Origin of the sequence: Aeromicrobium fastidiosum, from assembly GCF_017876595.1 — a bacterium.
Lineage (GTDB): Bacteria > Actinomycetota > Actinomycetes > Propionibacteriales > Nocardioidaceae > Aeromicrobium > Aeromicrobium fastidiosum.
The window spans coordinates 3,890,816-3,911,906 of sequence record NZ_JAGIOG010000001.1; the positions used below are offsets into that span (position 1 = coordinate 3,890,816).

The following is a 21,091-nucleotide window of genomic DNA, read 5'->3' on the forward strand; positions in this document are numbered from 1 at the left end:
CCTGATGCGCGCGAGACATCGCCCGCGTCAATCAACCGACGAGCCTTTGATACGACGTCAACCGCCCATCTCAAGTCATCATCGCCAGCTTCGGAACTGCGCGACTGTGCGGGCTGCGCAAGCTCCGCTCGAAGTTCCGCCTCTAGCGCGTCAAGCGATGCATCTCGTGTCACTGTCGGCTCAAATCTGCGAGGTTTGGCACGAAGTACTGTGTTCCCCCACCTGGCTGGCCGAAGTTTGGTCCCACCCGTCCTGAGAAGTACGTCGCGCCTTCCTGGATCCGGAATTGAGCAATTGAACCCATTGAATTGCCTGGCGGTAGTGCCAGTGAACTACGTCCGGCCGGAAATGTCGGAGTTAGATATCGACCCACTGCTCCTGAGCCGTCCCCAAAGTATCTCAACCCGTAGGTGTCGGTGCCTGCCTTCTGCACGCTGATGGTTCCGCGTTCGAACGAATCGACAACCTCTTTTCGGACGCTTCGCGGGACACCTGCATCGCGCATGTACTGCGACGCTTCTCGCACTCCAGCAAAGCTATCCGGCCTCGACACCTCTGCCACAGGCTTCGTCACGCGGGCCTTGGACCCGCTACTGCCTGCGGTCTCCACAGACTTCAGCGGGCGCGACGACCCAGACGTCACCCTTCGTCCGATTGACGCGGCAGTCTCGGCAGAGTCCCGCGCAGCACTCCCGTACCGCCCAAACTTCAATGTCGACAACGACCTCAAACCCAGGCTTGAACCCTCGGCTGGCGCAGTGAGAAGCCCTCCCAGGAGCGAAACTGCCTCGCCCCTCTGGTAGTTCAGCGTGCCGCGCTCCGCCCCCGTTGCCCAGTCAGTGAAGTCCTGAACCAGTGTGGACGATGTCCGGTCCAACCCGACCTGACGTGCCAAGAAACGCTGAGGTGACAGCATCGAGAGAGCGTCGACCGTCCCTGAAATCGAGGAAAGGAATCCGCCCAGCGCGTCTCGAGCACGACCAGTCTTGACTAGGTCGGACCGGCGCACCCCGTAGACCTTCCCCTGGCCAGTAACCTTCGTCGTTGTGTAGTACCTGTTGAAACCATCGGTCGCGTAGTAGCCGCTGGGAGACGACTGTCCATCGTCAGAAGCCGTTGCGAAGTGACCGGTCGGGTCGAACGCATTGACGGGATTGCCATTGACGTAGGTGTAGGTGTTTTGAGTCAGTGGGTCGACACCAACGCTCAGGTCCGTACCGGCGTCGGAGACCCGGTAGTTATCCGGTCCGGTGAAGGAAGCCAGGGCCGGGCTGTAGGTGCGGGCACCGAGCTGGTAGTTGCCGGTGCCGCCGTCGCGAGTCTGGTCGCGATACCAAGCCGCGTTGCCTGTAGTGGCGGCCTGGCTGCCGCCTGCGGCACACATCTTCTTCGATGTCGCGGTTGGGTAACCGGGGTTGCCGAACGGGTCATACGACGCCTCACATGCGGTGTTGCCGCCGGTGGTGATCTGGGTCGAGATGTTTCCCTGGCCGTCATCGATCAAGTACGACGTTGCTGCGTCGCTGACCGTTTGTTTCATCGCAACGTGCGAGCCGTCAGGCCCAAGCTGATAGAGCACATTCGGCGAGGTCGTTCCGTTGGTGGCCGCATTTATCTGGCCGACCATGGTGTTGCTCAAGCCATCAAATACCGTCTTGGTCGCCGAGTTCGATACCTCGGTCGAACCGTCAACATTGGCCGTGCGTTGACGGTCCAATCCATCGTAGGTGTAGTCGGTGGTGAACGAGTCCCCCCCGCAATCAGTGCTTCCTGACGTTGCCACATGCGAGCTGCGGTCGAAATCGTCGTAGGTGAACGTGTTGCAGCCGTCACTGGTCAGCAGGCCGGCGTTGCTGTAGTTGAAATCTCGGGTTGACCGGCTCGTCGTTACCTGCCTAGCGATTGAGTTATCGACCCGATAGGTCCATGTGCTCGTCGACGCCGGAGCAGGGCCTTGCGCGTCAGTTGCCGCCGTCAACCTGTTGGCGTTGCGGTCCCACGTGTACGCCACGTGTGCCGGGCTGGTGCCCGAACGCGTGTAGTCGGTGATGTTGTTGGCCGGGTTGTATGAGTAGGTGTTGGCGTAGTTCGGGACGCTGCCGGTGACAGCCTGGTTCTTGATGTTGCCGTTGTTGTCGTACTTATATTCGAACTTGGCGACTGTGCTGCCCGAGACTTTCGTTTCGGTCGCGCCGAGAGTGTTGTCCGGCTGGGGATCGTACGTGGTGGTTTGACCACTCCCCCCGTTGTCGGTCTTCTGCAGCAGACGTCCGGCCGAGTCGTACGACATGGACGTGGTGTTGCCGGAGTTGACGCCGCTGGTCATCTTCGTGGGAAGCCCTGCGTCGTTATAGCCGTAGGAGGTTCGTTGAACCGCGCCACCGGTAACCCCATTCGAGGGCGTTTCGTCGGATCGAGCGCTGACTTGGCCTCGAGCATCGTAGGCGTAGGTATTCGAGTTCTTGTTGTCGCCAACGGTCCGCAGCAGTCCGTCGAGGTAGTAGTTCGCACTGATCGTGATGTCTGACGTTGGGTCGGTGATCTTCTTGACTCTGCCGGCCTGGTCGTACTCCTTCGTGATCGATTTGTTGTCCTTGCCGATCTGATCGACGTTCAGACCGTTCGGCGCATACGTATAGCGTGTTGTGCCCCCGGAGTGCCATGCAGCGTTCGACGGCGTGCAGTCACTGAGGTTGGCGCTGTCGCACCTAGCGATCTCGGCGGAAGACTTCTGACCCGAAGGGGTGTAGCTGTAACGGGTTGTCCTGTACGAGCCTGTGCCAGAGCCAAATTCGATCGGGTTGGCGGTAGTGGCAATCATGTTGTCCCACGTGAACGTGTTGACAGCCGCTTTTCCTGATGTCCCCGCAGCGACCTGCTCCGGCGACTTGACGGTTAGCGGGTTCCCTACAAGGTCGTAGGTGTAGTTGGTCGTGTTGAACGATCCAGCGGATGTCCCAGGTGCACTAACCGCGGCGGTCAGCCCATCGGATGAGTAGGTGGTGGTCGTGGTGAAATTGGCTGGCGACGTCGAGCCGTTCGGGGCGATGCTCGTCGTCTGCTGACCGTTGGCGTCGTAGCCCATCTGTGTCAGATGGGTGACCGTCGTGCTGCCGATGGTGTAGCCCTGGGCATTGGTCGACGAAACAAGACCGTCTGCGGTGTAGGTCGTGACGGTTGAGTGGTCCTGTGCGTCAGTGGTCTTGATCGGCCGGCCCACACCGTCGTACAAGGTTTTGGAGATTGTGACGCGGCCAGAGCCGGAGGGGTCAGGACCGGTGACCGACAAGGGGAGGTTGTCGTCGCTGTAGGTGTACTCGGTCCGCCTGTTGTCGTCGCCACTGCTGGTCGGCATGTACGCCACGGCGACATTGCCGTTCGCGTCAAAGACTGTGCGGGTGACGCAGACTCCTACGTCGCTGGCATAGCTTCCCAGGCCTTCTACCGTCTGGGGCTTGGCACCTGTTGGGCACTGAACGGCCTGTTGGTTCACCCCGGTGCCGCCGTCGTTGCCGGTCCCCTTGTCATCGACGGTGGAGTTGTACCTCGGGTCGTACGTTGCAACGGCTCGGCCGTTGAGGTCGAAGTCAGTTCGTCCCGCTGTGTCGGTCTTTGGGTTGTTGAGCGAAGCCGCGTCGGTGAACGCTTGTGGTGGGAGCACCGAGACGACACGCCCGTCGGGGTCGTAGACGTTGCGGGTTCGCGTGTTGAACAGTCCCTGAGCGTCTGGGACGGCGCGCGAGCTGGCGTCCACCGTTGGGTCGGCGCTAAGGGTCTGAGCGCCCAACAACGTGTCAACGACTCGGTTGTTTGCGTCGTAGGAGTACGACGTGATGTTGGCTGCGCGGGTGCGGTTCGCTCCGGCTGGTGGGTTGCTGACCGTGTCGGCGTCGATGCGAACATACCCGCTGGCACCGCTACCACCATTGAGATTGTTAGTGGTCGTACCGCCTGCGCCACCGGACACGTTCAGCACATTGGGCGACCCCAGGGTGATCTCGGGTGCAGCCAGCCAGATGCCTCCGCCTGCGCCACCGCCGCCTGCTCCACTGTTGCCAGAACTGGTGATACCGGCTTTTCCGCTGGCATCGATCTGTCCAGCGACCGTCACAGTACTGGCAGTGATCCGGACGTATCCGCCGCCGTTTCCGCCAGAGCCTCCGGCCGGGGCCAGGAGCGCCTGACCTCCTCCACCGCCACCACCACCTGACCCGACCAGGTAGTCGGTGCCGACGTCGGAGAAGTCTTCTGTTCCCGAGGCGAGGCCAGCTGCGCCACCGGGGGTCGGAGGGGTCGGAAGGCCCGCAGTTCCTGCTGTCTTGTGTCCGCCGCCGCCACCACCGCCGGCGCTCAGGGTCTGGTTATAGCCGAAGTGGCCGCCGTTGCCGTTGTTGCCGTCGGAGTTCGGGTTTTGCGCGTTGAGTCCGTTGGCGCTGCCGAGGCCGCCGTTGTTCCCGCCCGCACCGCCCTTGTAACCGGTTCCGGACTGATCCACGCCGCACGTGGCACAGATGGTGACATCCTCGGTCGCGCTGAACATCAGACCGACGGGCGAGGCAGACTTGATCCAGCCACCGCCAGTCAGTCGCACCGATCGATACTGTGCACCGTCTGGGATCAAGAACGGATTGGCCCGATTGTGAACGATGCCGTCGGACGAGTTGGCTGCAGTCGTGCCGTCGACAGTGATCCGACCGTCTCGACCCGATCCGATGTTCAACGAGCCGGGTGCCTGGATGGACGTGACGTTTCCCGCCGCGTCGTAATTCCACTTAGTGGAGTATCGCTTCGTATCTGATCGCGGGGCGGATTGTGTGAGCCGCCGGCCGAGCAGGTCGTAGGTGAAGGTGGTGTCGTGTCCGTTGGCGTCGACCGAAATGATGGGGTTGCCGTCGGCATCGAAGGTTGTCGAGGAGATCAGCGCTGTCGCAGTAGTCGCACTCGTGACTCGGTAGGACGTCTGCGTGGCGGCGCGACCCGCCCTGTCGTAGCTCGTGTGGCTGGAGTAGGCACCAGTACTGGTGCACCCGGTTGTGGTGTTGGCTTCGTGTGCCGAGTCGAATTGTCGGGGCGGGCAAACATCGGTGACATTGCCGTCGCGGTCGTAGTTCCAGATCGTCGACAGGTTTGTGTACGCCCCGGAGTTGCGTGGCGATGTCTGACGGACCTTCCGGCCAACCCCGTCGTATGTGGTCTTCGAAGTCTGAGAATTCTGGTCAGTCGTAGTGATCGTGTGATCAGCGCCATCGTAGGTGGAGGAGAGGACGCAAACCTTGTGGCCGACCTGCGCGGAAGCCCACGGGTCGCTTGCCGAGGCATTAGCTACGCACACAGAGGCAGGCGAATTGGCAGCATCAGCCCGAGTGGTGCGGATTGCGTTGGCTCGGTTGACGATGTCGTAGCTTGTCAGGGTCGCATTACCACGAGGATCGGTGCTGCGGGTAGCGTTGCCAAAGGGGTCGAAAGTTGTGGTGGACCTCTTGGTGCCTTCTCGTTCCATCGGCGTCATCGCAGAGACGCGGTTGCCATTGGCATCAAACGTCGCTGTTACGTCGAAGGCGCTGGTGGTGATCGCGTTGCCGCGCGCAGGTCGGGTGACACGCTGTTCGCCTGAGCTATTGGTGACCTGAGTGGCCAGGTTTCCTACGGGATCGCGGGAGGCGCGCGAGTACTTCCACGGGACGTCGTAGGGCGAAATCGTGTGTCCAGTCACGCTGGGGGCCGAGGTCGCCGGGCTGGTCCCGTCACCGCGCTGATTCGAGCCTGTGTCTCCCCAGATGGTGGTCGCACCAGCTCGGTTCGCGGTGAGGTAGGTGGCCCAACCGCCAGAGATTGCCGCTTGGTCGGACACGCCCGGAATAAGTACGGGAGAGGCCGCGCTAGCGTCAGTGGTCGCGCCACCAAGCTGCCCGCCGTTGTTGAGACCCCACGCGCGAACCCGTCCATCGGTCATGAGCGCAGCTGCGCCATACGCCGTTCCCGCGATTTCGCGTACGAGTCCCGCAGCCGTCCCCTCCCCGAGCGAGGTGATTCGCTTGGGAGTCGAGGAGGATGCATCGGTCGAGCCAATTCCGAGCGCTCCGGAGGTGTTGTCGCCGAATGACCATACTGATCCGTCCCGCTTGATGACGTAGGAGCTTGCGACTCCCCCGCTGATGGCCGCGGCACGGCTGAACGACGGGATCTTCGTCGGACTGTTGTGAGTGCTTGTGTCACCGGTGCCGAGCTGGCCGTAGTTGTTGGCTCCCCAAGTCCAAACGGAACCGTCTGTCTTCACCGCAAGGCTGTGGATCGTTCCCGATCCGATGGATGCCACTCCGGACAGCACCTGGACGGGCGTGGACACTGACCCGCCTGCGGATCCGTTGCCGATCTGACCTGCGCTGTTGGATCCCCATCCCCACACGTTGCCGTCGCCATCTAGTGCGAGGAGACCGCAACCGCCGGGCGCGATCGAGCTGATATCGCTCAGGCCGGCGATCCTAGTTGGCGTGCTTGTTCCCGCTCCCATGGTGAACACTTCGCCTGCACCCGTGAGCGCGAAGGTGATCTTGCAGCCGGAGAACGCGCCGTTGCCGGTTTGGCCGACCTGCACGACGTTGCTCAAGACCTTCGCCGCGACGGGCGTGCTTTGGCTTGCCGTAGATCCTGTCCCAAGTTCGCCCGTAGCGTTGGTGCCGGAGCCAGACACCGTGCCATCTGGTCGCACGACGACTGTTCCCGAGTACGACGCCGACAACGCTGCGGAGGTGACTGGCGTTGCGAAGTTCTTCTCCGCGTACTTCATCGATGGCGGATTGGCAGCATTTGTCCAGTCGGCATCCAGCGACTTGCCGTTGGTGGCGTTGCGATCCCATGTGCGGGCCACGTTGCCTGCCCGGTCGTAGGCGTAGACGACCGATTTGCCGTTCGGGTCTGTGACAGCTTTGAGCCACCCGCCTGCAGAGATTGACCTGGTGAGATCACAGCTGCGAGCCTTCGGCGCTTCTCCACTGGTGTCGCAGGTGGGGACGTCCTTGTAGTACGTGTAGGTGGTCTTGTCGCTCGAGCCCGTCTCATGGGCCTTGGGCGACCTCATTGCGGTGCGTTGGCCCTGCTCGTCGTAGGTGTACGTCGTGCACGTGTAGCTGTATCCGCTGCTGACGGGTGCCGTCGGGCTGCCGGGCGCTAGATTCGAGCTCGGTGACGTGCAATCACCGGAGCTGACCCCTGCAGATGCAGGGGTGCTCGTCTCACACACGAGGCCGGTGTTGCCCGTAGGCGAACTTCCACATACTGAGCTTCCGCTGGTCTTGTTCGCGCTCGCGAGCTCTCCGTCGGCCGGGACATCGAGGCGCATCGTGGTCAGGTAGTCGCCCCATGAAGCGCCCGGCGCGTTTCCCCGAGGAGGGAGGATCTGGGTTTGGTCGGTCACGCCGTAGAGGGTTCCGGCCTGGATGCGAGTGGTGCCGTACGCGGCACGTCGGTGGGCGTTGATCCTGGCGGGCGAAAGGACCTTCGAGTACAGGGCGACCTCGTCCAGGTACGACAGGTCAGTGCCGTGATAGCCCAATGACAGCGGTGATCCAGCTGCTGCGAACGCGCCATCGAGGGTGTCGTTGTAGATCGTTGTGCCGCTGGCCTGGCCGTCGACGTACATCTTGACGCCACTGGCTTGACCGGAGCCGTCGTAGCTGATGACGACGTGGTGCCACTGCCCGTCGGTTACCGGCGTGGTGCCGACGACGTTGATGAGCTTGCCGTTAGCCGCGTCAGACTGCATGTAGACCCACGGGAGTCCACCGGAGTAGCGGCCTGTCACGAGTTGCTGGTTGCCCGAAAGGCCGTAGCTCACTTGATAGTCCGTCGCAGTGCTTGTCGACTTCACCCATGACTCGACCGTGAAGTCCGAGTCAGCTGCACTGGTACCTGATGCGAACCCGGCGAGAGAGCTCACGCCACCTGTCCACGCGTTGGGTGCCAGCCCGACTGCCGTGTTCCCCGGAACTGCCCCCGGCTGGCCGAGCTGTGTGGTCGTCGCGTATACACCGGAGTTGCCGCCTGCACTGGCATCGGCCATCGTGGTGCCGGTCTTCTCGCCCAACCTGTAGTACGCGATCGGGCTGTCCGTCTTCACCGATGGTGCGTAGTTCGCTGAGCCTGCGGTGGACTGGACATTGCCTGAACCGGTGACGCTGTTGTCGAAGGACCGCTGTCGGCCGTCAGCATCGAAGTATTGGTCATGTGTGCCGTAAGTGGTGATGTTGGCATTGGTGTTGCTCCAGCCACCAGCGGGGTTCGCGATTTCAACCTTGCGCAGCAGCTGCCCCATGTCGCCGTACTGGAACCCAACCCCCTGATCGGCGACGCTGACTCCGTCGATTGTTCCCGTCTGCACGTCGTTCAGAACGAATGGTGCCGAGCGTGGGACAGCTCGAGTGATGACCTGGCACAAGTTGTTGTCGACGAGATTGTCTGGTTGGCGGCAAGTTCCTGGCGCGCCGCCGGTGCCCCAGGGGTTCCCGTCCCAGAAGTAGCCGGCTTGTTTCACGTATTGGTCGTTGGCGCTGCCCCGATCGATCTCACCGATGCGGCCACGCTCATCGATGCTGCGGTAGCGATTGCGCTGGCAAGCAGCATTCGCGTTGCAACCCGTGGCCGGGACGCTGTCCCCGAAGGTCACAGGCGCGGCCATGTCGGCCGTCACATAATCCTCGACAGCCGTGCTGGTGGAGAACGTGTAGCCGTACTGGGTGCGAAGACCCTTGGTCGAGCCGCCTGTGTCGTTGCCCCGACGGTCGGTGACCGAGAGGACGCGGTCTGCGCCGATAGGCGCACCGTCGATGAATGAAGGCGTGTAAGTGAAGGTTGTCTTCTTGCCCTTGGCATCAGTGACCGAGCACATCGCGCCGATCGTCGTAGTGTTCGGGGCCGAGCCTTGGCAGTTCTGGGTCGGCGTCTTATAGGTGTAGCTAGCTGACGGGCGCGTTCCAGCATCTGTGGAGATGGGGTTGCCCGGGTCCCACACCTGGAGAAGCTGCGGAATCGGATCCTTGGTCACGACGTACGAGGTGACACGTCCGGCCGGGTCAGTGACCTTGACGTGGCGATTGTCGCCAGCGGCTGCTCCTCCGGCGTCGTAGTTGATGGTGTAGCGGGGGCAGGCAGCGCCGTCCTGGGGCGTGCACTTCCTGGCGTAGATCTGCGTGGGTCCGTACTGGATCGAGGCCTCGTAGACCATCACATTTCCGGCCGCGTCCGTAACGCGGATCAGCTTGCCCGCCACGTTGAAGTCGTAGCGGACCCGGTCTGGCCTGACGAGCGACCAGCCGATGTTCAGCGCTTGAGGATCGGCTGCGTTGCTGCAACCAGACGATCCGACACCCACATATCGGAAGAGGTACATGTCGGTGCCGGCCGCCGCTTGATACGCCTGGTCGATGCACAGACCCGAGTAGGGGAGGTTATCCTCTTCCTTCGGCTTGGCGTTGAAAGGGAGCGTTGCCGGATTCAAGAGGTTGAGGATCGACTCCCCAATCGAGCCTGCACCACCGCTCAGATCAATCGGCAAAGAGACGTCACCCACGGTCGCGGCCAATGATCTCAGAGCGAACACGTGTCGCGTGCCGTCGCGGTCGACGTAGGTCATCGACAGCGGCTGCGAAACAGTCTGAAGGCTAGGCACCTTGAGACCTGCGATTCCGAATCCTGAACCGGCGCTTTCGCCTGTCTCCCCGATGTCGAACTGCCAACCGGCACCGAGCGGGCCTCCACCGTTCATGTTCTCCTGGGAGTTGTAGACCCGACCGAGGGAGAACGCGAGGTCGCCGTGATTCTGGATGGGCGTCGAGTCAGCTTGCTTGACGACCAAGTTGCCATTGGCGACGTTCACACTGGCTGATCCGCCGTTGCCGATGTCGGTGGAGTCATACGTCCACCAATCCTCAGTACCAAGTCCGCCACCGCAGACCGTCATTGGCTTGGTGACTGTCGCTGACGCACCCAAGATCGAGGAGGCCGTCGCTGGGACGTTGACGATCGAGCACCCACGGGTCGAGCCAAGTACCGTAGCGACGTAGTTGCCCACGCTGGTGTTGGTGACCCCGGCTGGGATGGTGATGTTGGCGACCGAAACTGCCAGCGATTCGACAAGACCACATAGGGAAGTTCCGCCCGGAGCACATGCGCTTAGCTGATTTCCGGCCCATGTCAGCAAAGAACCGCCGGCGAGCAACGTCCCGTCGAGCGCTGACACGACGCTGGCACGACTGTTGCCGTCGATCGGGTTGACGCCGGTGTTGGTTGCCGTGATCTTCACCGTTGCGGCGTCCCCAGTATAGAAAACTGGGGCGGCTGTCGTGCCCCCGGACGCACCCGTCAAGTCGATGCTGAGGACTGGCAGGTTGGTGTCGTATGTCCAGGTCTGACCGGTCGTCGTTCCGAACCGCCCGTACATGACGACTTGCCCGTTGTCAGTTGCCGCCATGGCTGCACCATTTGTCGACGGCGGCGACGCAATGCCGGTCGCCTTCAACCAGTCGACGCCGTTCCATGCCCAGGTGTCGTTGTAGATCGTGGCCGTTGTCGCGTCGGAGATGAACCCGCCATAGAGCACCGGACCGCCGATGCCGGGGTCGTAGGCGATTGCCGCGTCAGCACGGGCAGACGGTGTGTGAGCTGGTGTCTGTTGCGTCCACGCCCCGTTGTCATAGACCCACGTATCGCCGCGATATGCGCAGCCAACGTTGGGGCATAGTCCATTGGAGCTGGTGCCGGCGAGCCCGCCGAACAGCACGATATGGCCGTTGGCCTCGGAGTACGACATTGCAGCCGTACTCCGTACCGGCGGCGCACCCGCAGCACCGTTGGCGACCAGCTGCGACCAGACGTTGTTCTTCAGCAGCCACATGTCGTTGCGGAGCACAAGGAATCTTTGGCCACCGAACATGACGAGACCTTGAAGATCCTGGCTCCAAACCATTGAAGCCGCGGCACGCTCGGGTGGCAACGTTCCGGTAGGAGTCAATTGGACCCAGTCAGTGCCGGTCCACTTCCAGGTGTCGTTGAAGATTGTGCTGGTGCCGTTGAGCCATCGCTGGCCACCTGTCATCACAACGGCGTTGTGCTCAGGGCTCCAAGCCATTGCTTGGTGGAAGCGCGCCGGTGGTTTGGTCGCCGGGTTGAGCTTCGTCCAAGTGCCTGATGCCCAGATCCAAGTGTCGCCGTTCGTATTGTCTTGGATGTTGGAGGGCGCGCCACCGAAAAGCACGATCTGTTGACGCGCTTTGTCATACGCAGATGCAGCCTTGTACGGCGTCGAAGGCGACGTGGGAGTGGTCGCTTGGACCCAGTTCGGCGAGAAGTACTCACCGGAGGCACCCGACTGCGGCGCCTGGACGAAATTGGCTTGTGTTATCGCGCCGCTGCTGTCCCCCCGAGACGACGACGGTACCGAAGCTCCGTCACGCGGCGCGTCTGTCGTGGCCGTACCCGTAGGTGCGGGAGCGGTTGGAGTTGCCTCCGAGGTCTGAGGCTCCGAGGGTGTGGGATCCGACGGCGTCGGCTCGGCTTCTTCGGGCTCGGCTGGGACCTCACTCGGCGGCACCGTCGGGGTCGGTGCGACGGGTGCCGGCGTCTCAGCCGGCTCCTCGGGCTCCGGCAACGGATTGGCCTTGGATCCCGCGGCTGGCTCGAACAAGGGGGCATCCCCAGGCACCGCTGTTTGAGCTACCTCCGAGTATGTGCAAATCTTCTCGAGACTGTCGGTGGGGAAGAACGTGTTCTCTTCCGTTGGTTCAGAGCACGTCTTGACAGACTTCTTCGGCACATCAGGCGACAGCGAAGTACCGTCTGGCTGTGTTGGCGCTGCCAGCGACTTACCCGCATCCCCGCCCGGCAGGAGACGCTTCAAAGTGGTTGCCAAAGCCGCATCAGGTGCTGCGAGTTCAACCGCTTGAGACTTCGGCCGGTCGCCCGGCTTCATCATGGGTACATCCATCGATACCGGCGTCGCGCCGTTATCGCTACCCAATCTCGGAAGATCCGCGCCGGTCATCAAGGTCGCAATCATCGCGAGCGCGACGACTGGAGCAAGCAGCCAACCCAGCGAAACACGGCGCTTTGACCGTCGACGCCCTCCGGCCGTCGCGCGCTTCGTCCGAGAATCCGAACCTGAACGGCGGTGTTGGGTTTGCATGCTGCCCCCTGCGTGCAATTGATGTCGTGCCGGATTGGTACAGCACCACCACTGTCGTGACTCAACAGGTTGCAGGCGACACCGAGATATTGGCAGAGTCGGCGACTACTTGTCTGCATCTTTCTGAGAATTTCCTTAACCGAGTCCCGACAGGCACAACGCTGTTACCTTCTGAAGGTCACGACGTCGTGGTGCGCCCAGTTCGGCGCGCTCAATCAGGGGGCGACATGAAAATTCGGCTTTGCGCCGCCGGGCTCGCTCTCCTGGGCTCGGTCGGAGCCTGTAGCGGCGGAGTCAGCCCCGACCGCCCAACCCAGGCCGAAGTATCGAGGGCCATGAGCGGCAACAGCAGCTCGTTCGGAGCCGCCATCCCAGATGCCGCTATCCCGTGCATAGCCAAAGTCCTCGTTGAGTCCGACGTCTCAGACAAGACCCTGAAAGCAATCGTCAAAGGCAAAAATGCCTTCAGTGGCAATGAAGATGACCAGATGGCATTGCAAGAACTAACGCCAGACTTTAGTGAATGCGTGACCGATAGCGACTAGACGAGTCGAGCACAGCTGATTTGCTGTCGGCAGGAGCAAACCCGCCACCCTGCGGGGCAGCAATCTAACTCGCGTATTTCACCCGTGGGCATCAAATGCCTCATGCACACTGTGGCATGCCCCTCTTCTTTCCCAGTTCTCGAACGTTCCAAGCGCAACTGACTCGGCTCTACGACTTCGTCAACCCGACAGCTGCTGCGATGTGGAACTTGCGCTGGCAGGTCGCTGGGTATGTCTCGGAGCGACCAGGAGCGCGCAATGACGAGCTCGAGCGACGATTCGTTGCCGGCAGTGACATCGGCAGCGCCAACCTCCGCCGCCACTGCCTGGATACGACGTGGCAAAGCCAATTGAATGAGCTGGGTGTGCTCACTCTCTTCCAGGCAATCGGGCTGTACGAGGGGTGGGTCGCCGGATTCGAGATCGGAAACAAGACACAGCGCGAACGGCTGATGTTCCCGTCCCAGAGCTGGACCGGCAAGAAAGAAGGCGGGCCAGACTTCCTCGCGTCCTTGTCACCATCTGACGGCCTCACCCGCGCGTACTCGCTGCCGCTGTCAGAATCGTCTCGGTGCTTACCGGCTCGTCTAGACGATCTACTTGTGACGTTTCGGAGCTTCAAGGAAGTCCGCAACTCGTGCGCTCATGGGGGTCGTCTCGCAAGTGACCTAGCAGTCAGCACGACCGCGGAAGCCAAGGATTGCTCGGCCGGTTTTGGGCTTCGCGACCTGCCTCTGCGGCTCGCAGACGTCAGGCTGAACGAGCCGATCGAGTTTGGACTACTTGAAGCGAAAGCGGCATGCGCCTTGCTGCTCAAACTCGTCACCACGCTGGATCACGGATTCGCATGCACCGACGACGCTGAACGTATCTTCGCCGCCGAATGGAAGACCAAGATCGGGACTCAAATGCTGTCGGCAAACGCTCAGAAACGCGAAGCTCGCCTCAGCCTACTCAGCAAGAGGGCAGGCTTCCCGGTCCCCGATGACGCGACTGGCGTGTACGACGTCCTCCGTCAGCGGTACTTGGTCATCTAGCTCGAACCTACGCCAGTCGCCGGCGACGCCGACTAGTGTCGTCTGGTGCCTGAGCCTTTCGCATCAATCGAACTTCCAGAGTGGGTATGGGACGGCGACCCCGCAGGGCTGCTCCGTGCGGCACGACTACATAGCCAGCAGACCGGCCCGAACGCTTGGCGGATCGCGGCTGACGAGCGGCACCCTCTACGTAAGCATGCCAACCTGTTCGATCTACTCACCATTAGCCGTCCCGACCTTCCCAACCTACGCGACCGATGGAACCGCCTGTCGGAGATACAAGAAATCGTCCCGATAGCCCTGAACTCTGAGGCGACGGCAGCGCTCGCAAACCTCGGGCAAAAACTCGAGGGTTCATCGCAACTGATCGACATGGTCAACCATGCGCGCGCGGTAGCTTCTGTCGTTCAAGCCGAACACCTAGGCGATCAGACCAGGCTGATTGCCGAGGGGCTGCGTCGAGTCGATGGCCCAGACGGATGGCCCGAGGTGTTCGCGAATGCGAGCGTACATCTGGTCCTTCGACAGCCTGAGTTGCTGACCAGACTCACTCTGCCCTCGCTAATATTGGGCGTGGAGGCGGGCATTACACGCCGAGAGCTAGCGGCGGCTGTGAGCGCCGATTCTGGCATCATCTTCGCGGCCGGGCACGGGCTCAAGACGGGCCTCTACACCTCCGAAGCGTATGTGCGGCCGCTGCTCGGGTCACTGAGCCCGGCTGTTTGGGGGTTCGCTGCAACGCGCAGCAAGGGGGTGATTATTTTTGGGCTCGGCCGGGCCATCAACGGAGCGCCGGGCGACTCATCGGAACTCCTTCAACTACTCACGTCCACCGAGCAACAGCGCCGCCCCTCCCTTCCGCAGATCGATGCTGCTGCGATCGCTGAAGCACTCAAGTGGTGGGTGGACCGGCTCGACCAACTGATGTCGTACGTGTCCGACCCAGCCGTGCACGTCGATGGGACTGGCAAGTACTCGGCCATCCGGCAGCTCGAAGCGACCCTGACCGTCGAACAGTTGTTTATTTCGATGGCTTCGCTTCAGGGTGCCTACCGCGACGCGAATGCCGCGCGCACCTTGGCGTTTACAGTGCTTGACAGTCTCTACCCATTCCTGGGCCGTTCTATGGAGCAAATGACAGACGCACGAAACGCGAGGGCGGTACTAGAGCGCGTACGGGGCACGATGAATAGGGATGCCGCCAAGCTCCTTCTACCAAACGCCGAGCGAGGTGTCGCTGCTTTAGACGATGTGGCCAGCGGTTTCTACGTCCGCCGGCGGACGGGTACCCCCGAAGTGGAATTGAGTTCGCCCGGCTACCGAGAGAGCATCTCGCCGGGCACTGCCGCAGCCCACTACGTGAAGGCAATCCGCAATTCCACCATGCACGGGCACCTAGGCAGGTCCGGCAAGAATAGGAGTCGAATCCAAGCCCTGCTCAGCCATCACGACGGGACGATCCCGGCCGATCTGGCACACATCGCCTGGCTGCACTTCCTCGACTTCATCGCGGATCCTGACCAAGTGCGGCTTCGCCTACTCAACAGCGGACGATTCTTCAAAAGCTGACTGCCCATGTCACGTTCGCTCTGCTGCGCCATAGATTTCGCGAAGTTCGGCCGTGTCGACGCTAGCTCCCGTGCGGAGGATTGACCGCCATACCTTGGCGAGTTCCTGGCGACGAATCACCCTCGGGCTGTAGGGCGCGTGGCCTGTGCCCTGGTGCAATCGAACGAAGCTGGCACAGGCAAGCCACTCCATTGACCGGTGAACTGCATCAAAGCGGGCCCGATCAATTGGTCGGGCCCGCTTTTCAAACCGCTCTACGCAGGGAACGGCGACTCCACGAGTACGGCTTCCTCAGGCTCACCGGCGTCCTTGGGCTCCGCCGGGGGCATCGTGTCCTCCAACTTCTTCAGCCGTCCGCTGAAGCGGCTCGACCAGTGAACCCTTGCTCCCTAGTAGCTCTCCTTCAGATCCTCGGAGCCGCTGATCTCAGCGTCTCCGAGGATGAACAGGAACACCTGCCACTGCGCACGTGACAAATCGCCCGCGGTTCGAATACGGCAGCTTGCGAGGGAGCCGCGGGGATCCCTTGCTGGCGGCACCGGCAGGCGGCTTCGCCGCGGAACGGTGCCGCGGACGAGGGGCCCACTCGATTCACTCTGCTGGTTGAACTGAATGACAGAGCCCCGCTCGCCCAAAACCGGGGCGAGCGGGGCTCTGTCATTCAGTGGAGCTGCGGGGAATCGAACCCCGGTCCTACGGCGCTGAGTCAGGGCTTCTCCGGGTGCAGTCTGTCTGGACGATTTTCTCGGCCCCGGCGCTCGAACAGACGCGTCGCCGACAGGCCCAGTCACAGAAAAGTCCCGATCACACGCTGTGACGCCGTGTGACCAGCAAGCCTCCTAGATGAGACTGGCGATCCGGAGCGGAGACGCCCCCGGGCCAGCCCTTCACTTATCGCTTAAGCAGCGAGAGCGAAGTCAGTGCGCTTGGAATCGGCACTTGTTGGTTTCCAGAGATCGTTAAAGAGATAACCCTGGATCCTCTACCCGCTTCACCTGAATCGAACGACCTTAGTCGAAACCGATCAGCCCCTCTTGAGTTGTCAATCACGACCCCACCATCGGGCCGTCACATCATCCTACTCCTTCTCAACCACGCATCCGAGTGGCGCATTCCCGGGCGCGAGTGGCGCGGTCTCGCGGGACACACCGTCCCAGAATCACAGTTCTGCGCCAGTCGCGGTGCCACTCGCGGGGGTGGGGGCGACCTTGTGGCCGTGGATGAGGCCGGCGGCGCACGCCGCGGCGAGCACCAGCATGCCGACGCAGATCAGCGTCCCGGTGCGGAAGCCCGGGCCGAACACCGCCGGATCGGCGAAGTCCTTGCCCGCGATGCCGGCGATCGGCGGGATCGCCGCGACCGCCAGCAGCGACGCCGTGCGGGCGACCGCGTTGTTGATGCCCGAGGCGATGCCGGTCTGCTGCATCGGCGCGGCGGCCAGCACGGCTGTCGTGAGGGGTGCCACCAGCACCGTGATGCCGATGCCGAAGACGATCGAGGCCGGCAGCACGTCGGTCCAGAAGCTGGCACCCTCGCCGATGCGCAGCATCAGCAGCAGACCCACCGCAGCGATGAGGGGCCCGAACGTCATGGGCCAGCGCGGACCGATGCGCGAACCCAACGCCCCGGCGCGCGACGAGAACAGCAGCATGATGATCGTCATCGGCACACTGGCCAGACCGGCCAGCAGCGGCGAGAAGCCCGACACGTACTGCAGCTGCTGCACCAGCATGAACCCTGAGGCCGCGAGCGCCCCGTAGATCGCGAACGTGCAGATGTTGGCCGCCGTGAAGATGCGATCGGCGAACAGACCGAGCGGCACGAGGGCGTGCGGTGTCACCTTCTGGTGCACGACGAACACCACCAGGAGCCCGACGCCGCCCGATCCCCACAGCCACGACTCGTCGACCAGGCCGTACGTCAACGTGGCGAGCGCGGCTGCCGCGATGGCCGCGCCGCCGTAGTCGATCGGACCCGGCTCGCCCTTCGTCTCGGGCACGTGGCGCACGGCCAGCCAGACGACCAGGACGGCGAGCGGGACGTTGATCCAGAAGATGCCGCGCCACCCCGTGGTGTCGACGAGCCATCCACCGACGAGCGGGGCGATCGCGGAGGTGACGCCCGAGAGGCCCGACCAGAGGCCGATTGCGGGTCCGCGGTCCTCGGGGGCGAACGACGCCGAGATGATCGCGAGGCTCCCGGGGGTGAGCAGCGCCGCCCCGACGCCCTGCATGCCCCTGGCGGCGACCAGCACCTCGATCGTGGGGGCGAGCGCACAGGCCACCGACGAGGCGGCGAACAGCACGACGCCCGCGACGAAGACGCGACGACGTCCGAGCCGGTCTCCCAGCGACCCGCCCACGAGGATCAGCGCGGCGAGCGTCAGCGTGTAGGCGTTGACGATCCACTGCACGCCGGCGGCACCCGCGTCGAGGTCGGAGCTCATCGACGGCAGGGCGAGACCCACGATCGAGCCGTCGAGGAACGCCATGCCGGAGCCGAGGATCATCGCCGCCAGCAGCCAGCGCCCCTGCGCCGTCGCGAGCCGGATCGCACCGGCCTCGGTGCTCACGGCGTGACGCTGAACAGCTCGGCCCCGTTGCCCCACAGCACGCTGCGCATCCAGTCGTCGCCGAGCTCGAGCCGTTGCAGCACCTCGACCTGGTGGGCGTACGCGTAGGGGATGTTCGGGAAGTCGGTGCCGAACAGCACCCGGTCCTGCAGCTGGGCCAGGCGGGCCGGGACGCCGTCGGGCACGGGCAGGTCCCAGAAGTCGACGAAGGCCATCGTGGTGTCGAGCCGGACGTTGGGGTACCGCTCGGCGAGGTCGAGGAACTCGTCGATCTCGGGCATGCCGAGATGGGCGATGACCAGAGCCAGGTCGGGATGCCGCGAGAGCACGTCGGCGACGCCGGCCGGTCCGGTGTGGTGCCCCGGCGCGGGCCCGGAGCCGGCGTGCAGGACGATCGGCGTGCCGCTCTCGGCCAACGTGCCCCACACCGGCTCGAGCAGCGGGTCGTTGGGGGCGAAGTCGCCCACCTGCACGTGCACCTTGAACACGTCCACGCCATCCTCGACGAGCTGCGGCACGTAGGTCGCAGCGTCCGGCTCGGGGTAGAACGTGGCCGACCGCAGGGCGTCCGGGGTGCGATCGGCGAACGCCAGCGTCCAGTCGTTCATGAACCCGGCCACGCCGGGACGGTGCGCGTACGACAGCGCCGAGAACGCCCGCACCCCCATCGCGCGGAGGTGGTCGACGCGCTCCTCGTCGCTCCACCGGTACGTGATGGGCCACGGCCGTCCGAGCATCGGACCGGCGGCGTCGAAGTAGGCCCAGACCTTCTCGAGGATCTGCGGCGCCATGAAGTGCGTGTGCACGTCGACGATGCCGGGGATGCCGAGCGCGGCGACCAGCTCAGGCAGATCGGTGTCGCGCAACGACACCGGGCCGGAACCCACTAGTGGATGCCCTTGAGCCGCCGACCGAGATCGCGCTCGGCCTCGCGGGTCGCGGTGCGCTCGGCGATCGCGTGCCGCTTGTCGTACGTCTTCTTGCCGCGGGCCAGGGCGATCTCGACCTTCGCGCGACCGTCCTTGAAGTACAGCGACAGCGGGACGATCGTCAGGCCCTTCTCGGTGATGCGACGCTCGATGCGGTCGATCTCCGAGCGGTTGAGCAGCATCTTGCGGCGACGACGCGTCTCGTGGTTGGTCCAGGTGCCCTGCGTGTACTCGGGGATGTGGACGCCGAGCAGCCAGGCCTCGCCGCGCTCGATCTCGCCGAATCCGTCCACGAGGGATGCGCGACCCGCACGCAACGACTTCACCTCGGTGCCGGTCAAGACCATGCCGGCCTCGAACGTGTCCTCGATGTGATAGTCGTGGCGCGCCTTCTTGTTCTGCGCTACGAGCTTGCGCCCGGTCTCCTTGGCCACCGACCTAGTGTGCCATGCGTGGCCAGTGTCAGGCGTCGCCGGCGGTGACGGCGGCCACGACCACGGGATCGGCGCACCCTCGGGCGAACCCCGCGATGCGCCGGTCGATGTCACGCCGCAGGACGATCGCGCCGATGCGCTCGGCGAGCGGCGCCAGCCATGCTGGGCGGCACCGGAAGCTGTAGCGCCACGTGGCCCGGCAACCGCCGCCGGGCTCCGGAGCGAAGCGCCAGCCGCCGGCGAACGAGGCGAAGAACCACGGGCCCTCGACCATCGTCATGCCGACGTTGGTCGGCGGGTTGAACGAGACGTACTCGCTGACCATCCGCAGGCGCGACCGGTGACGGGTCTCGGTACGGACGCCCTTGGCCGGGGTCGTCGCGCCGTCCAGGAAGTGCTGCTCGTGGATGAACGGGTCCCACCGCAGCCGCGTCTCCCCCGTGGTCTGCGACACCGCGAACGCCGCGGCGGGATCGAGGTCGACGACGACGCTCGACTCGATGCGGGTCACAGCCAGCCCGCGGGGTTCACCGTCTTGCCGTTCGTCAGCACCATGAAGTGCAGGTGGCACCCCGTCGAGTAGCCCGTCGACCCGGAGTAGCCGATGACCTGGCCGCGCTCGACCGTGGCACCGGCCTTGAGCGCGAACCGGGTCAGGTGGTTGTAGGTCGTGACGACGTTGACGCCGCGCTTGACGCCGTTGTTGAGGATGATGCGGTTGCCGTAGGCGCCGTTGAAGTACTGCTGGATGATCGTCCCGCTCGCAGCGGCCTTGACCGGCGTGCCGCACGGGACGCCGAAGTCCATGCCGTCGTGCAGCTTGTAGACGCCCGTGATGGGGTGCACGCGCATGCCGTACGGCGAGGTGATCGGGCCGGAGACCGGACGGGTCAGCGTGCCACCGGTGTCGCCCGTGGGCGGTTCGGGATCAGGGCTCGTGTCGCCCCGCGCCTTGCGCGCTGCCTCGCGCGCCGCGCGCTCGCGGGCCTTGCGCAGCTCCTCTTCCGCGAGCTTCTTGAGCTCGGCCTCGACCCGCGCCGCCTCCGCGAGCTGCTCCTGGTAGCGCCGATCGTCCTCGGCCCGCGCCGTGGCCGCCGTGGCCTCGGCGTCCGCACTGACCGTCACGAGATCGGCGACCTGCGCGGTCTGCGTCTCGGCAGCCGACTCGAGCCGCTGCTTCTCGACGAGGTTGGCCGCGGCCTCGGCCCGCTGCGCCTTGACCTTGTCGCGCAGCTTCTGCACCTTCTGGCGGTTGAGCTTGAGGATGACGCGAGTCGCCTCCAACCGCTGCATCGTGGCGACCTGCTGATCGCTGACTGATCCGTTGAGGCTGATCTGCTCCCCGTACGTCGACGGGTCCTCGCCCTGCAGCAGACCGCTGAGGGCGCGCAGGCCACGGTCTCCCTCGAGGTAGTCCTGCACCGCGAAGTCCTCGACCGACCTGGCCGACCGCACGACGCGCTTCTCCCCCTTGTCGAGCTCGCTGCGGGCCGCCTCGAGCTCAGCCTGGCTCTGCTCGAGCTTGGTCTGCATCTGGGCGTCGAACGCGGTGGCGACGACGACCTTGCCGCGGGTCGAGGCGAGCTCGGCCTGCGCGGCACCCAGCTTGGCCTGCGCGGCCTGCAGGGCCGCAGCGGCCTCGGCGAACTCCTTGGTGGAGGCGTCGAGGTCCTTCTTGGCGTCCTGCGCGGCCCCGCTCGCCTCCTTCTTCTGGCGTTCGAGGTCGTCCTTGGTGTCGGCGAACGACGGTGCCGTCAGTCCGGCGATGATCGCCGCCACGACGAGAGCAGACGTGACCGCAGTGCGGGTGTGGGAGAACATGACCTCGAC

General features: G+C 63.9%; 9 protein-coding genes and 1 other RNA gene. 3 read left to right on the forward strand and 7 right to left on the reverse strand.

The genetic code is table 11. The features are described 5' to 3' along the window. Positions 1 to 169: 169 nt before the first annotated feature. A complete protein-coding gene (locus JOF40_RS19360; protein WP_129182890.1) occupies positions 170 to 12,175 on the reverse strand; it encodes a Kelch repeat-containing protein in 12,006 nt (4,001 codons plus the stop codon). A gap of 335 nt (positions 12,176 to 12,510) precedes the next feature. Between JOF40_RS19360 and JOF40_RS19370 the strand changes: the two genes are divergently transcribed. From JOF40_RS19370 to JOF40_RS19380, 3 genes are all read left to right on the forward strand, one after another. After that, entirely contained in the window at positions 12,511 to 12,720 is a 210-nt protein-coding gene (locus JOF40_RS19370) for a hypothetical protein (RefSeq protein ID WP_129182892.1), read from the forward strand. A 116-nt stretch (positions 12,721 to 12,836) separates the two neighbouring features. Continuing rightward, the gene (locus tag JOF40_RS19375; RefSeq protein WP_129182894.1) at positions 12,837 to 13,757 is read left to right on the forward strand and encodes a hypothetical protein; all 921 of its coding nucleotides are present in this window, start codon (positions 12,837 to 12,839) and stop codon (positions 13,755 to 13,757) included. A gap of 45 nt (positions 13,758 to 13,802) precedes the next feature. Further along, positions 13,803 to 15,326, forward strand: coding sequence for a hypothetical protein (locus JOF40_RS19380; RefSeq protein ID WP_129182896.1), 1,524 nt, complete (start codon positions 13,803 to 13,805; stop codon positions 15,324 to 15,326). A 662-nt stretch (positions 15,327 to 15,988) separates the two neighbouring features. On the opposite strand, the gene ssrA is transcribed toward JOF40_RS19380, so the two are convergent. The 6 genes from ssrA to JOF40_RS19410 all read right to left on the reverse strand — a co-directional run bounded on the left by ssrA (position 15,989) and on the right by JOF40_RS19410 (position 21,082). Further along, positions 15,989 to 16,358: a transfer-messenger RNA gene (ssrA, locus tag JOF40_RS19385) on the reverse strand. A gap of 127 nt (positions 16,359 to 16,485) precedes the next feature. Next, the gene (locus tag JOF40_RS19390; protein ID WP_209674724.1) at positions 16,486 to 17,898 is read right to left on the reverse strand and encodes an MFS transporter; all 1,413 of its coding nucleotides are present in this window, start codon (positions 17,896 to 17,898) and stop codon (positions 16,486 to 16,488) included. Continuing rightward, a complete protein-coding gene (locus JOF40_RS19395) occupies positions 17,895 to 18,785 on the reverse strand; it encodes an amidohydrolase family protein (RefSeq protein WP_246152819.1) in 891 nt (296 codons plus the stop codon). Before JOF40_RS19395 ends, JOF40_RS19390 begins: the two co-directional genes overlap by 4 nt. After that, complete coding sequence (gene smpB / locus JOF40_RS19400) at positions 18,785 to 19,261, reverse strand: SsrA-binding protein SmpB (RefSeq protein ID WP_129182898.1); 477 nt, start codon at positions 19,259 to 19,261, stop codon at positions 18,785 to 18,787. The genes JOF40_RS19395 and smpB overlap by 1 nt, the downstream gene beginning before the upstream one ends. A gap of 28 nt (positions 19,262 to 19,289) precedes the next feature. Next, positions 19,290 to 19,772, reverse strand: coding sequence for a type II toxin-antitoxin system RatA family toxin (locus JOF40_RS19405; RefSeq protein ID WP_129182900.1), 483 nt, complete (start codon positions 19,770 to 19,772; stop codon positions 19,290 to 19,292). Beyond that, on the reverse strand, positions 19,769 to 21,082 hold the full coding sequence (locus tag JOF40_RS19410) for a M23 family metallopeptidase (RefSeq protein WP_129182902.1): 1,314 nt from the start codon (positions 21,080 to 21,082) through the stop codon (positions 19,769 to 19,771). Before JOF40_RS19410 ends, JOF40_RS19405 begins: the two co-directional genes overlap by 4 nt. Positions 21,083 to 21,091 lie beyond the last annotated feature (9 nt).

What these genes read in the sequence shown, in the direction of transcription:
- JOF40_RS19360 (WP_129182890.1), bottom strand. Translation starts at nt 12,175, where the DNA reads ATGCAAACCCAACACCGCCGTTCAGGTTCGGATTCTCGGACGAAGCGC.
- JOF40_RS19410 (WP_129182902.1), bottom strand. Translation starts at nt 21,082, where the DNA reads ATGTTCTCCCACACCCGCACTGCGGTCACGTCTGCTCTCGTCGTGGCG.
- JOF40_RS19370 (WP_129182892.1), top strand. Translation starts at nt 12,511, where the DNA reads ATGAGCGGCAACAGCAGCTCGTTCGGAGCCGCCATCCCAGATGCCGCT.
- JOF40_RS19375 (WP_129182894.1), top strand. Translation starts at nt 12,837, where the DNA reads ATGCCCCTCTTCTTTCCCAGTTCTCGAACGTTCCAAGCGCAACTGACT.